Origin of the sequence: Microbacterium sp. SY138 (assembly GCF_039729145.1) — a bacterium.
Classification (GTDB): domain Bacteria; phylum Actinomycetota; class Actinomycetes; order Actinomycetales; family Microbacteriaceae; genus Microbacterium; species Microbacterium maritypicum_A.
The window spans coordinates 1810495-1825011 of the sequence record NZ_CP155793.1; the positions used below are offsets into that span (position 1 = coordinate 1810495).

Consider the following 14517-nt stretch of genomic DNA (forward strand, 5'->3'; position numbering starts at 1 on the left):
ATGAAAACTGCGGAAATCGCGCAGCGCTATCTCGACTTCTTCGAGAAGAACGACCACCTCATCGTCCCCTCGGCCTCCCTGGTCAGTGACGACCCGTCCCTGCTGTTCACGGTCGCCGGAATGGTGCCGATGATCCCGTACCTCACAGGTGTCGTCCCTGCTCCGCACTCGCGTATCGCCGACGTGCAGAAGTGCATCCGCACGAACGACATCGAAGAGGTCGGCCGCACTGCCCGTCATGGCACGTTCTTCCAGATGCTCGGCAACTGGTCGTTCGGCGACTACTTCAAGGAAGGCGCGATCCGCTATGCCTGGGAGCTGTTGACGAGCTCCGAGTCCGACGGCGGTCTCGGCTTCGACGAGAAGGACCTGTGGGTCACCGTCTACGAGACCGACGACGAGGCCGAGGCGATCTGGCGCGACATCATCGGGCTCAAGCCGGAGCGCATCCAGCGCCTGGGCCGGGCGGACAACTACTGGAACACCGGCCAGCCCGGACCGGGTGGTCCCGACTCGGAGATCTTCTTCGATCGCGGTCCCGCCTACGGCAAGGACGGCGGCCCGGCTGTCGACGACTCGCGGTTCCTGGAGATCTGGAACCTCGTGTTCATGCAGGACTTCATCGAGAACATCCGCAGCAAGACGGAGTTCGACATCGTCGGCGAGCTGCCGATGAAGAACATCGACACCGGCATGGGCCTCGAACGCGTCGCCTTCCTCAAGCAGGGTGTCGACAACATGTACGAGTCCGATCAGGTGCGGCCGGTGCTGGACCGTGCGGTCGAGCTCTCCGGACGGCCCTACGGGGCGCAGCACGAGGACGACGTGCGGTTCCGTGTCGTCGCGGACCACGTGCGCTCCTCGCTCATGCTCCTCTCCGACGGCGTGCGTCCCTCCAACGAGGGACGCGGGTACATCCTGCGCCGTCTGATGCGTCGCACGGTCCGCTCGATGCGCCTGCTCGGTGTCGACGAGCCGGTGTTCCCCGAGCTGTTCGCCGCGTCCCGCGATGTGATGAAGACCACCTATCCGGAACTCGAGAGGGACTGGTCTGTGCTCTCGGCATCGGCGTTCGCCGAGGAGGAGACCTTCCGTCGCACCCTCGTCGCCGGGTCGACGATTCTCGACCTGGCTCTGGACGAGACCAGGAAGGGCGGCGGGAAGACCCTGAGCGGTCCCGAGGCCTTCCTGCTGCACGACACCTACGGCTTCCCGATCGACCTCACGCTCGAGGTCGCCGAGGAAGCAGGGCTCGACGTCGATCGAGCCGCTTTCGACACCCTCATGCAGGAGCAGCGCCAGCGCGCGAAGGACGACGCCCGCAACCGCAAGCGTCAGCTCGCCGACGTGTCCGTCTATCGCGATCTGCGCGCGCTGGGAGAGACCGGATTCGACGGTTACACCGCGCTCGAGGTCGAATCCCGTGTGCTCGGTCTCCTCGTCGACGGTGTCCCCGTGCGCAGCGCCGCCGAGGGCCAGATCGCCGAGGTCGTGCTCGCCGAGACGACGCTCTACGCGGAGTCGGGTGGACAGGTGGCCGACAAGGGCACGATCGTGGGCCCGGGATACACGCTCGAGGTGCTCGATGTGCAGAAGCCGGTTCCCGGTCTGATCAGTCACACCGTCGAGGTCACGCGCGGCAGCGTCGCCGTCGACGACATCGCGACCACGGTGGTGGACGCGGCAAACCGTCGTGCCGCCCGCCAGGCGCACTCGGCCACCCACCTCGTGCATGCCGCTCTGCGCGACACGCTCGGTCCGACCGCGACGCAGGCGGGCTCGTTGAACCGTGCCGGCTACATGCGCTTCGACTTCGCCTGGTCGCAGGCGCTCTCGACGGATACGCGGAGCGAGATCGAGGAGATCACCAACCGCGCGGTGCAGGACTCCCTCGAGGTGACCACGCGCATCGTCTCCCTCGACGAGGCGAAGGAAGCCGGAGCCATGGCTCTGTTCGGCGAGAAGTACGGCGACGTCGTGCGAATGGTCGACATCGGCGGCCCCTGGTCGCGTGAGCTGTGTGCGGGCACGCACGTCAGCACGAGCGCGGAGATCGGTCTGGTGAGCCTGGTCGGAGAGTCTTCCGTCGGCGCATCCAATCGTCGCATCGAGGCGCTCGTCGGTGCCGATGCCTTCCGGGAGCTCGCCGCGGAGCGGGCGATCGTCTCGCAGCTGACCAGTTCCCTGAAGACGCCGCGCGAACAGCTTCCGGAGCGGATCGCCGACCTCGCCGCGAGTCTGAAGGCGGCGGAGAAGCGCATCGCGCAGTTCGAGGCCAAGGAGAGGGCGGGTCAGGTTCCCGCCATCGTCGAGGCCGCGACCCGCGCTGGAGCGTTCCGCCTGGCTGCCCAGAACCTGGGCGAGGTGGCGTCCGCGGACGATGTGCGCGATCTCGTGAACGGCGTGCGCGATCGGCTCGGTTCCGATGCCGCGGTCGTGGCATTGGGAGCTGTGGTCAACGGTCGTCCGGTCGTGGTCGTCGCCACCAACGATGCCGCTCGGTCTGCGGGCGCGAAGGCCGGCGCGTTGGCGAAACGCGCTGCCGGTGTGCTCGGCGGCGGCGGCGGCGGTCGTGACGACGTCGCGCAGGGCGGTGGCGCGGATGCCGCGGCTCTTCCCGCGGCGCTCGAGGCCATCTCACAGGAGCTGCACGCCGCGTGAGCGGGTTCCGCCGCGGCGTGCGACTCGGCATCGACGTCGGCAGGGCGAGGGTCGGTGTCGCGCGCTGCGATCCCGATGGCATGCTCGCCGTCCCGGTCGAGACGGTCCCTCGGGACGACGCATCGATCGACCGCCTCGTGCAGATCGCAGGGGAGTACGACCCGTTGGAGTTCGTGGTCGGCCTCCCGGTGAACATGCAGGGTGCCGACACACCGTCGACCACGGATGCGCGAGAGTTCGCCGCTGCGCTTCAGGTGCGCAGCGGGATCCCCGTGCGCCTCGTGGACGAGCGCCTCAGCACCGTGAGCGCGCACGCCGCTTTGCGCAGTTCCGGGAGATCTCAGAAGAACTCTCGTAGCATTGTGGATCAGGTCGCCGCCGTGGTGCTTCTGCAGCAGGCGATCGACATGGAGAAGAGCACCGGAAACCCGGCCGGCGCCACCATCTCGCCTGACGAGGAGCACGCCTGACGATGTCTGAACGTGACAGCGCCACCCCCCGGCACGATCCTGATTCCCGCCTGGGGGATCTGTTCGAGAATCTGCCGGACCCGACGCAGCAGATCCCGACCGTCGACAACAGTGCTCCGGCGCCCGGTTCGCGCCGCGCCGCCCGAGAGGCAGCAGCCGGAGAGGGAACCGCGACTCCGGTGGGAGGCACGGCCCGCACGCCGGCCGAGCCGTCCCCTGTGCCGGTACGTGGGTCCGCGGACGATGCCGTCACCGCGGATGCGGCGCCGTCGCCGACGCCCGTTCGCGCTTCGGCCGACGCCGCAGAGACTCCCACGCGTGCTCTCCCGCAAGCGGTGCCCGCGGCGGGCACCGGTCGTACCTCGGCAGCGGCCGAAACGCCCGAACCGGTGATCGGAGGCGGGCTCGACGATCTGTTCGCCCCGCACGACGACCATGTTCCCGCGGCGCCGAAGAAGAAGCGCCGCAAGGGCTGCCTGATCGCGCTGATCATCGTGCTCGCCGTGCTCGGCGGCATCGCGGCGGCTGGCGCCTGGGCCTGGAACACCTACGGCGACAAGATCAGCGATGCCATGGGCTGGGGCGAGTCGAAGGACTGGGAGCCCGGTCTCGCGAACGGCGAAGCCCTCGTCACGATCAAGCAGGGCGACACCGGGGGGCCGGTGTCGACGGCGCTCTATGAGGCCGGCGTCACGAAGACCGAGGACGTGTTCTACGACTACATCGTCGAAGAGAACCTCGCGGTCACGTTCTATCCGGGCGTCTACCGCCTGCAGAAGAAGATGACGGCAGAGGCCGCCCTCGCCGCGCTCAAGGACGACGCGAACAAGATGGCGAATGCCGTCTCGGTCTCCGAGGGAGGCACGATCGTCTCCTCGTTGCCCGGCATGGCCGAGACTCTCGGGCTTCCGCTCGCCGACTTCGAGGCTGCGGTCCAGGACCCCTCGGCCTACGGCGTGGACGCGCCGAGCCTGGAGGGCTGGCTGTTCCCCGCAGTGTACGAATTCGATCCCGGGGTCACCGCACCTCAGGTGATCCAGCGGATGGTCGACCGCACCAGAGAGTCGCTCGACGCGGCAGGTGTGCCGGCGGCTGATGCCGAACGGATCCTGACGATCGCCTCGATCATCCAGCGCGAGGGCCGTCTCGACGACTTCGCGAAGGTGTCCCGCGTCATTCAGAACCGCCTCGACATCGACATGAAGCTGCAGATGGATTCGACCGCCCAGTACGGCTACGGGTCGCTGCACGAAGGCGTCGTGTCGAGCTCGAAGGAAGCGCTCGAGGACGACAACGAGTGGAACACCTACGTGCGCACCGGCCTGCCGGCGACACCGATCGCCAGCCCGAGCGACGCGGCCATCAAGGCGGCGATGCAGCCTGCTGACGGCCCGTGGCTGTACTTCGTCACGATCAACCTCGCCACGGGGGAGACGCAGTTCTCCGAGACCATGGCGGAGCACGAGCAGGGAATCGAGAAGTGGCGTGAGTGGTGCCGTGCGAACCCCGACGGCGGCTGCTGAGACGGTGACGCGCTCACGGTTGGCGGTCTGGGGCGATCCGATCGCGCACTCCAAGTCCCCGGAGCTGCATGCGGCCGCCTATCGTGTGCTCGGCCTGGACTGGGAGTACGGACGGCGTCGGGTCTCGGCGGAGGGATTCGCCTCGGCGATCGCCGAACTGGACGACACCTGGCGTGGTCTCTCCCTCACGATGCCGTTGAAGGAAGAGGCGTTCCGCGCGGCGGCGACACGGGATCGTCACGCGCGGCTCACGGGCGCCGTCAACACGCTCCTCCTGGGAGACGAGCCGGCCGGGTTCAACACCGATGTCGGAGGGATCGTCGATGCCCTCGCCGAGGCGCACATCGCCGAGGTCGAACGGGTCCGGATACTCGGGGCCGGGGCCACGGCGGCGTCGGCTCTCGTCGCCGCAGCCGAGATCGGGGCCGCGCGCGTCGACGTGCGTGCTCGGCGCGCTGCTGCCGCGGCGGCGCTGGTGGATCTCGGGGAGCGGCTCGGCCTCGTCGTGGAAGTACGCGCGTTCGATGCGCCTGCTCCGGCCGTCGAGCTGACCGTGGCCACGCTGCCCAGCGGCACCGCTCTCCCCGCGGAGATCGCCTCGGTGCTGTCGTCGAGTGGCGGGTCGCTCTTCGACGCCGCCTACGCCCCGTGGCCGTCAGCTCTCGCGATGACCTGGAGCGATGGCCCGGCCATCTCCGGACTCGGCATGCTGCTGCATCAGGCCGTGCGCCAGATCCGTATCTTCCGGCACGGCGATCCGACGATGGAGCTCCGCGACGAGGCCGCGGTGATCACCGCGATGCGCGCCGCGCTCTGACCGAACCGCTCGCTCGACGAAACGCGGCGCTGCGGGGGTGCGAACCCGTGGGAGACTGGAGCAATGCTCCGCGTGCTCACGGCCGGCGAATCGCACGGCCCAGAACTCATCGCCGTCATGGAGGGTCTTCCCTCCGGCGTCCCTGTGTCCTCCGAGGCCATCCAGGCCGACCTCGCCCGTCGCAAGTTGGGCTATGGCCGCGGCTCGCGGATGAAGTTCGAGCAGGATGAGCTGACGATCTCCGGCGGTGTGCGCCACGGCCGGAGCCTCGGCAGTCCGATCGCGCTGCGCATCGGCAACACCGAATGGCCCAAGTGGATCGAGGTCATGAACCCCGAGCCCGTCGAGCTCACGGACAAGTCTCGCGGACGCAGCGCGCCTCTCACCCGTCCGCGTCCAGGGCACGCCGATCTGGTGGGCATGCAGAAATACGACTTCGACGAGGCGCGTCCGATCCTCGAGCGTGCGAGCGCCCGCGAGACGGCCGCTCGTGTCGCGTTGGGAGCGATCGCCCGCTCCTTCCTCGGTGAGCTCGGGATCCGTCTCGTCAGCCACACGTTGTCGATCGGCCCGGTGCGCGTACCCGAGGGTTCTGCGCTGCCCACGCCGGATGACGTCGAGGCGCTGGACGCCGATCCGCTCCGGTGCTTCGACGCGGCGACCTCCGCGCTGATGGTGGCCGAGGTCGACGACGCCAAGAAGGACGGCGACACGCTCGGCGGGATCGTCGAGGTCCTCGCGTACGGGCTGCCTCCGGGACTCGGCTCCCACGTGCACTGGGACCGGCGCCTCGACGCGCGTCTGGCCCAGGCCCTGATGAGCATCCAGGCGATCAAGGGTGTCGAGGTCGGCGACGGCTTCGAGACCACCCGTCGTCGCGGCTCGGCCGCGCACGACGAGCTCTTCGCGACCGCCGACGGCATCACGCGCGGATCCGACCGTGCCGGCGGCACCGAGGGCGGCATGTCGACGGGCACCGTCCTGCGCGTGCGTGCCGGCATGAAGCCGATCGCGACGGTGCCGCACGCGCTGCGGACGATCGACATCGCGACAGGAGACGACGCCACTGCCCACCACCAGCGCTCCGACGTGTGCGCGGTACCAGCCGCCGGTGTGGTCGCCGAGGCGATGGTCGCGGTCGAGCTCGCGAACGCCGTGCTGGAGAAGTTCGGCGGCGACAGCATCCGGGAGACGCGACGGAACCTCGACGGGTACCTGGCGGGCATCCCTGCCGAGCTGCGCACGACCCCCGCGTCCGAGGCGGCGCTCATCGCGCATGACGAGCGCGGCTGATCCGCTGACGCTGGTGCTGGTCGGCCCGATGGCCGCCGGCAAGACCAGCGTCGGCAGACGCGTCGCTCGTCGGCTCGGCGTCGCGTTCATCGACACCGACAAGCGCATCGTGGCCGCCCACGGACCCATCGCCGGCATCTTCGAGGCCCACGGCGAGGCGCACTTCCGTGCCCTCGAGCGGGCCGCGGTGGCAGAGGCCCTCGCCGAGGGCGGGGTGATCTCCCTCGGTGGCGGGGCGGTGACGGAAGCGGCGACCCGGGAGCTGCTGGCAGAGCACCCGGTCGTGTTCCTGACCGTGAGCCCCGACGCGGTGGCCGATCGGCTCCGTGGGAGCAATCGTCCGCTGCTGGCGGGGGAGGACCCCCTGGAGCGCTGGAAGAAGATCTTCGAGGAACGTCGGGGGTGGTACGCCGAGGTGTCATCGGCGACCTTCGACACCTCACGTCGTCCGATGCAGAAGATCGCGGACGAGATCGTGGCATGGAGGAGAGAGCAGCGATGAGCACGACGACCATCAGCGTCACCGGTAGCGACGCCTACGACATCACGATCGGGCGGGGGATCCTCGAACGGGTCTCGGCTGCGCTGGCTCCGGGGGTGCGCAAGATCCTGGTCGTGCACCCCCCGACGCTGGCCGCCCGGGCCGCCGAGCTGCGCGATCGCCTGCTCGCCGACACCTCGGACGGGCCGCGTGAGGTGCTGCTCGCCGAGATCCCGGATGCGGAGCAGGGCAAGCGCATCGAGGTCGCGGCCTTCTGCTGGCAGGTGATGGGGCAGGCCGACTTCACGCGCAGTGACGCCGTCATCGGCTACGGCGGCGGCTCGGTCACCGATCTCGCCGGCTTCGTGGCGGCGACGTGGCTGCGCGGTGTGCAGCTGATCCAGGTGCCGACCACGGTCCTCGGCCTCGTCGACGCGGCGGTCGGCGGCAAGACCGGGGTGAACACCGCGGAGGGCAAGAACCTCGTCGGTGCGTTCTGGGCGCCGCGCGCCGTCGTGGGCGACCTCGACGAGCTCGCGAGCCTCAGCCCGAACGAGGCGACCGCCGGTTTCGCCGAGGTGGTGAAGGCCGGATTCATCTGGGCGCCGGAGATCCTCGACATCGTCGAGGCGGATCCCGCTCGTGCCGTTGACCCCACGACGGACGAGTTCCGGCGTGCCATCGAACTTGCGATCGCGATGAAAGCCGAGGTCGTCTCGGACGACTTCCGGGAGGCGGGCCTGCGGGAGATCCTCAACTACGGCCACACCCTCGGGCACGCCATCGAGCACGCAGAGCGATACCGCTGGCGTCACGGCGCCGCGATCTCGGTCGGCATGCTGTACGCGGCCGAGCTCTCGCGTCTCGCCGGACGCCTCTCCGACGCCGCGGCGGAGCGTCACCGCACCATCCTCGAGTCGCTGGGGCTTCCGACCTCGTACCGCGCAGGAGCATGGCCGCAGCTGCTCGCCACGATGCAGCGCGACAAGAAGAGCCGCGGCGGAATGCTGCGCTTCATCCTTCTCGACGACATCGCGAAGCCGACGGTGCTGCAGGCCCCGGACGAATCGCTGATGTTCGCCGCCTACCAGGAGGTCGGCGCGTGAGCCGACGCATCCTCCTGGTCAACGGACCCAACCTGAACCTGCTCGGTTCGCGCGAACCCGAGGTGTACGGCACGGCCACGCTCGCCGACGTGGAGCGCATCACCATCGACGCCGCCGCAGAACACGGCTTCGAGGTGCGTGCGGTGCAGAGCAACCACGAGGGGGTGCTGATCGACGCGATCCACGCCGCCCGTGAGGACTGCGCCGCGATCGTGATCAATCCCGGCGGACTCACGCACACGTCGGTGGTGCTGCGCGACGCTCTCACCGGAGTCTCGCTGCCGTTCGCCGAGGTGCACATCTCCGATGTGTACGCACGGGAGGAATTCCGGCACCACTCCTACCTCGACGACGTCGCGGCCGTGCGCGTCGTCGGACGCGGTGTCGACGGCTACGCGGATGCCGTGCGGCAGCTCGCAGCACTCATCCCTTAGAATCGACTGTCGGTCTCGTCCGACCCCGCAGACTCACGAACGGAACTCGCAGCGCATGGCATCTACCGCAGACATCAAGAACGGCGTCGTCCTCAGCATCGACGGTCAGCTCTGGAGCGTCATCGAGTTCCAGCACGTCAAGCCCGGCAAGGGTGGCGCCTTCGTGCGCACCAAGCTGAAGAACGTCGTCTCGGGCAAGGTCGTCGACCGTACGTACAACGCCGGCGCCAAGATCGAGATCGAGAACGTCGACCGCCGCGACTACACGTACCTGTACACCGACGGCGACGGTTACGTCTTCATGGACCAGACAGACTTCGACCAGATCACGGTCGGCGCCGCTACGGTCGGCGACGCGAAGAACTTCCTGCTCGAGAACCAGGCCGTCACGATCGCCCTGAACAACGGCAACCCGCTCTACATCGACCTCCCGGCGTCCGTGGTCCTCGAGATCACCTACACGGAGCCCGGCCTGCAGGGCGACCGCTCGTCGGCCGGCACCAAGCCCGCCACGCTCGAGACCGGCTATGAGATCCAGGTGCCGCTCTTCGTCGAGGCCGGCACCAAGGTCAAGGTCGACACCCGCACGGGTGACTACCTCGGCCGCGAGAAGTAAGGCGTGAGCGCCCGGACGAAGGCGCGCAAGCGCGCTCTCGACATCCTGTTCTCCGCCGATGTGCGCGGGGACGACCTCGCGGTCACGCTGGCCGCCGAGGCGAAGCGCGCCGCGAGCGAGCCCGCCCGCGAGGCGTCCTGGCTCTACGCCCGCGAGATCGTCGACGGCATCATCGACTCGCGCGATGAGATCGACGAGCAGATCACGACGCACAGCCGCGACTGGAAGCTGGAGCGGATGCCCGCGGTCGACCGCGCGCTGCTCCGGATCGGCGTGTGGGAGATCCTCTACAACGACGACGTTCCGACGGCTGTCGCGATCGATGAGGCCGTGGAACTCGCCAAGGAGTTCTCGACCGATGACTCCGGCGCCTTCGTGCACGGCGTCCTCGCGCGAGTCGCCCGCGCCGCCTGATCCGTCCGACGGGGAGGCACTGTCGGCGGTGTCGGAGAGGATGGGGGCATGCCCCTGCCGAACGACCCGTCCCGTCCCGATGGCGCGTCATCCGCAGACTGGCGTTCGATCCTCGGAGCGCCGCGCGAAGATGCGGTGACGCAGCTCGCGCTCGGGGTCGAGCTCCGCGTGCGCGACGGTCGCGGAGCGAACCCCTGGGCCTCCCGCCCGCAGCGGACCGCTACTGCGCGCGACGTCGCCAAGCGCACGGGGGAGATCCTGCTCGGCATCCGTCCGCTCGAGAAGAGCGCGGCGACCGGTGCCTGGGTGCAGGGTGCGGCAACCTGGGACGCGGTGAGACGTTCCCCGACGCAGTACGGACGCGACCGCTCCCGATGGTTCGCCGATCTGCTCAGCATCGCGCGCGACACGCTGCTGTCCGGCACGGCGGGCGACTGGCTGGTCGCCGATCTGATCGAGTCCGGCCTGCTGTGGGGGCATCTGCGCGCGGCGGCCGACGTCGACGTCCCGCTGATCGCCACGCAGAAGAGCACGACCGTCGTTCTCGCTGATCGCGCCACGATCGGCGCGACGGTCGGCCGTGACGACGCGGGCGGACTCCTCGTGCGCCCTGACATCACGATCGACGGCCGCGATGCAGACCCCGCCGACGTGCAGACGATCGGGCACAGAGGGCTCTACGAGGTCGCTCAACACGGCACGAAGCTGCGCGTGACGCTCGCCGAGGCGCCGATCGCCGAGCCGGTGCACGCACTGCTCGCCGCAAGGACGGGGCTCGAGGTGCCCGCGCGTGACGAAGCCGCGTTCTTCCGTGACGCCTACCCGCTGCTTGCCCGGCGGGTCGAGGTGCGTCCGGTCGGTCGCGTCGAGCTGCCGGTGCTGCCCGCACCCCGACCGGTGCTCGAACTGTCGTTCCTGCGCGGCGACACGGTGAAGTACACGTTCGAATGGGACTATCGCGGGTTCGGGCGCGTCCCGTTCGCTCCCGGAGGAGACGCCGTGCGCGACGCGGTCGCGGAGGAGATGCTCCGAGACGCGCTCCAGGCCGTCTGGATGGAGCAGCTGGGCGAAGAACTCACTTCGGCGGGTTCCTTCCACGACGTCGCCGCCGCCGAGTTCGTCACTCGCATGGTGCCGGCGCTCGAGGCAGAGGGCGTCATGGTCTCCGTATCCGGTCGTCGCAAGAGCTATCACGAGCTCACGGGCGAGCCGCAGATCACCGTATCCACCGTCGAGAGCAGCGACCCCGACTGGTTCGACCTGGGAGTCCTGGTAAAGATCGACGGGCGCACCATCCCGTTCGAACCGCTGTTCACGGCGCTCAGCAAGGGCCGCAAGAAGCTCCTCCTCGTGGATGGCAGCTACTTCTCCCTGAACCATCGAGCGCTCGATCGTCTCCGGGAGCTGATCGACGAGTCCGGCGAGCTCGAAGAATGGGAGACCGGCCCGCGGATCAGCCGCTACCAGACCGATCTCTGGGAGGAGTTCGAGGATCTCGCTGATGAGGCGGTTCCCGCGGTCACGTGGCGCGCGACCGCCGACGGCCTGCGCACAGCCACCTCCGTGCCTGCGGTGTCGATGCCGTCGGGCATCACCGCCGCGCTCCGGCCGTACCAGAAGGAGGGCCTGGACTGGCTCGCCTTCCTGTGGAGTCATCGTCTGGGCGGTATCCTCGCCGACGACATGGGGCTCGGAAAGACGCTCCAGCTCCTGGCTCTCATCGCGCATGCCCGAGAGACGGGGGAGCAGCGGCCGTTCCTCGTGGTCGTCCCGACGTCGGTGCTCGCCACCTGGCGGAGCGAGGCCGAGCGCTTCGCGCCTGCGCTCCGGGTGCTGCTCCGGGGGAGCACACAGGGTCGCTCGCTCGATGACAGCATCGGTGACGCCGATCTCGTCATCACGACCTACGCGGTCGCCCGTCTTGACGAGGCCGAGTACGCCCGTGTCGAGTGGGCGGGACTCATCCTCGACGAGGCGCAGTTCGTGAAGAACCCGGCGACCAAGCTGCATCGTGCTGTGGCCTCGTTCCGTGCGGACGTGACGTTCGCGGTCACCGGCACCCCGATGGAGAACAGCCTCAGCGAGCTGTGGGCGCTGCTGAAGCTCACCGCTCCCGGCCTGTTCGCCTCTGCGCGGAAGTTCCGCGAACACTACATCCAGCCGATCGAGCAGGGAAAGGTCCCGGAGAACGAGGAGGGCGGCGCCTATCGGCAGCGACGCCTCGAGCAGCTGCGGCGGCGCATCCGGCCCCTGCTGCTGCGACGGACGAAGGAGCTCGTGGCCCCCGACCTCCCGGCGAAGCAGGAGCAGATCCTCGAGGTCGAGCTCAGCTCGTCTCATCGCGCGCTCTACGACGTGGTCCTGCAGCGCGAACGGCAGAAGGTTCTCCGACTGCTGGAAGACCTCGATCGCAACCGCTTCATTGTCTTCCGCTCGCTCACACTGATGCGCATGCTCAGCCTGGCCCCCGGGCTCATCGACCCCGAAGATGCGAAGATCGGTTCGCGCAAGCTCGACGTGCTGATCGAGCGGGTGATCGAGCTCCAGGCGGAGGGCCATCGGGCGCTCGTGTTCAGCCAGTTCACCTCGTTCCTCGATCTGGCCGCGGCGCGCCTCGATGCCGCCGGCATTCCTTATGCGCATCTCGACGGGTCGACACGTCACCGGCAGAAGGTCGTCGAGAGCTTCACCTCGGGGGAGCAGCCGGTGTTCCTCATCAGTCTGAAGGCCGGCGGCTTCGGCCTCACGTTGACCGAGGCCGATTACGTCTTCCTGCTCGATCCGTGGTGGAACCCCGCAGCCGAGGCGCAGGCCGTCGATCGCACACACCGCATCGGTCAGGACAGCCAGGTGTTCGTGTATCGCATGATCTCCACCGGCACGATCGAGGAGAAGGTGCTCGACCTGCAACGCCGCAAGGCCCGGCTGTTCACCGCCGTGCTCGACGACGAGGCGCTGTTCGCGCAATCGCTCTCCGCCGACGACATCCGCGGGCTGTTCGAGGGCTGACCGGAATACTCACGGCCCGGTCGACCGGGCGTTCAGGGAGCCGTCGGTACAATCGAACGGTTCACTTTCGGGAGGAATGCAATGCGGATCACGGGACTCGGCCACGCCGGGATGTTCATCGAGACGGTCGGCGGGAACATCATCTGCGACCCGGTCCTCGGACCCTCGTTCTACGGATCCTGGTTCCCGTTCCCCGACAACCGAGGCCTGGACTGGGAGCGTTTCGGGCGTGAAGCCGATTTCCTCTGGATCTCGCACCGGCACCGCGACCACTTCGACCCGCGGCTCCTCGAACGCTACATCCGCAAGGACATCGAGGTGCTGCTTCCGGAGTACCCGACCGATGACCTCGAGAAGGACATCCGGGCACTCGGCTACACGAACATCACGTACGCCCCGGCCGGGCAGGTGATCCAGCGCGGCGAGCTCAAGATGATGATCACGCCGCTGCGAGCCCCCAGCGACGGTCCGATCGGCGACTCCTCGCTGAGCGTCGACGACGGCACCGGCTCGATGCTGAACCAGAACGACTCCCACCCGCTCGATCTCGAGAAGCTGCTCGATTTCGGCAAGCCCGACGCGTACTTCACTCAGGTGTCCGGCGCGATCTGGTGGCCCATGGTCTACGACCTGCCTCTCGATGCCAAGCAGAACTTCGCCCGTCTCAAGCGCGAAGCGCAGAACAAGCGCGCCATGTACTACATCGAGAAGGTCGACGCTCCGCACGTCTTCCCGATGGCGGGCCCGCCCATGTTCCTGCGTGACGACCTGTTCGACTTCAACGGCCTCGGTAAGAACGGCGAGTCGATCTTCACCGACCAGAAGCAGTTCCTCGCGCACATGAAGGAGCTGGCGCCGCAGTACGACGGGCAGCTCTTCATCCCCGGCACGGTCGTCACGGTCGAGGACGGATCCGTCACGAGCGAGCAGACGCTCTACACCGAGGCCGAGATCTCCCACATCTTCGACGAGAAGTGGGACTACCTCGAGGAGCAGCGGGCGAGTCGACAGCAGGAGATCCGCGACGAGGAGGCTTCTCGTGCCGCGATCATCCCGCCCGCCGAGATGCTCGAGGCGATCAAGAACTGGTGGGAGCCGCTGCTGAAGAAGTCCCGCACGATCCGACTCGGCGTCGGCGGGTGCGTGCGCTTCCGCATCGGCGAGCTCGACATGGTGGTCGACTTCCCCCGCGCGAAGGTCCGGGAGTACGCCGGGGAGGAGTGCATCTACTGGTACACCATCCCCGCAGACCTGGTCTCGACGAACATCGTCGATCACGAGATCGACTGGTCGAACTCGATCTTCCTCTCGATGCAGTTCTCCGTGGGGCGCAGCGGCAAGTTCAACGAGTTCCTCACCACGTTCCTCAAGTGCCTCTCCGTGGATCGGATCGAGTACGTCGAGAACTGGTACCAGGAGCAGACCGACCAGACCGAGGATGCCGAGATCGGCGACTGGGTCGTGCAGCGCCGGTGCCCGCACCTGCGTGCCGACCTCACCCGCACGGGCACGGTCGACGAAGACGGCATCCTCACGTGCAGCATGCACGACTGGAAGTGGGACCTGAAGACGGGGCGCTGTCTGTCGACCGCCGGTCACCCGATCCGTTCCTCCAAGATCGATGAGGTCACCGACCCCGTGCTGCAGGAGGCCAGCTGATCCGCCGGAGTCCCCGCGCTCCGATAGACTGACA

General features: G+C 68.3%; 12 protein-coding genes. All 12 read left to right on the forward strand.

The genetic code is table 11. From position 1 onward, the window contains the following. The 12 genes from alaS (at position 1) to ABDC25_RS08665 (ending at position 14483) form a co-directional block, all read left to right on the forward strand. Entirely contained in the window at positions 1-2661 is a 2661-nt protein-coding gene (gene alaS, locus ABDC25_RS08610) for an alanine--tRNA ligase (RefSeq protein ID WP_021200627.1), read from the forward strand. Next, entirely contained in the window at positions 2658-3131 is a 474-nt protein-coding gene (gene ruvX, locus ABDC25_RS08615) for a Holliday junction resolvase RuvX (RefSeq protein ID WP_021200626.1), read from the forward strand. Before alaS ends, ruvX begins: the two co-directional genes overlap by 4 nt. A gap of 2 nt (positions 3132-3133) precedes the next feature. Next, on the forward strand, positions 3134-4654 hold the full coding sequence (gene mltG / locus ABDC25_RS08620) for an endolytic transglycosylase MltG (protein ID WP_021200625.1): 1521 nt from the start codon (positions 3134-3136) through the stop codon (positions 4652-4654). Continuing rightward, a complete protein-coding gene (locus ABDC25_RS08625; protein ID WP_046398998.1) occupies positions 4629-5471 on the forward strand; it encodes a shikimate dehydrogenase in 843 nt (280 codons plus the stop codon). Before mltG ends, ABDC25_RS08625 begins: the two co-directional genes overlap by 26 nt. A 63-nt stretch (positions 5472-5534) precedes the next feature. Then, entirely contained in the window at positions 5535-6764 is a 1230-nt protein-coding gene (gene aroC, locus ABDC25_RS08630; RefSeq protein ID WP_021200623.1) for a chorismate synthase, read from the forward strand. Beyond that, positions 6748-7266 (forward strand): shikimate kinase, encoded by a 519-nt coding sequence (locus tag ABDC25_RS08635; RefSeq protein WP_021200622.1) that lies wholly within the window; start codon positions 6748-6750, stop codon positions 7264-7266. The genes aroC and ABDC25_RS08635 overlap by 17 nt, the downstream gene beginning before the upstream one ends. Beyond that, positions 7263-8351 (forward strand): 3-dehydroquinate synthase, encoded by a 1089-nt coding sequence (aroB, locus tag ABDC25_RS08640; protein ID WP_021200621.1) that lies wholly within the window; start codon positions 7263-7265, stop codon positions 8349-8351. Before ABDC25_RS08635 ends, aroB begins: the two co-directional genes overlap by 4 nt. Next, a complete protein-coding gene (gene aroQ, locus ABDC25_RS08645; protein WP_021200620.1) occupies positions 8348-8785 on the forward strand; it encodes a type II 3-dehydroquinate dehydratase in 438 nt (145 codons plus the stop codon). Before aroB ends, aroQ begins: the two co-directional genes overlap by 4 nt. 55 nt (positions 8786-8840) lie before the next feature. Beyond that, entirely contained in the window at positions 8841-9401 is a 561-nt protein-coding gene (gene efp, locus ABDC25_RS08650) for an elongation factor P (protein ID WP_021200619.1), read from the forward strand. Between the two features lie 3 nt (positions 9402-9404). After that, on the forward strand, positions 9405-9815 hold the full coding sequence (gene nusB / locus ABDC25_RS08655) for a transcription antitermination factor NusB (RefSeq protein WP_021200618.1): 411 nt from the start codon (positions 9405-9407) through the stop codon (positions 9813-9815). Between the two features lie 48 nt (positions 9816-9863). Continuing rightward, a complete protein-coding gene (locus ABDC25_RS08660) occupies positions 9864-12824 on the forward strand; it encodes an SNF2-related protein (protein WP_347125826.1) in 2961 nt (986 codons plus the stop codon). An 81-nt stretch (positions 12825-12905) separates the two neighbouring features. Next, positions 12906-14483, forward strand: coding sequence for a Rieske 2Fe-2S domain-containing protein (locus ABDC25_RS08665; RefSeq protein WP_021200616.1), 1578 nt, complete (start codon positions 12906-12908; stop codon positions 14481-14483). Positions 14484-14517 lie beyond the last annotated feature (34 nt).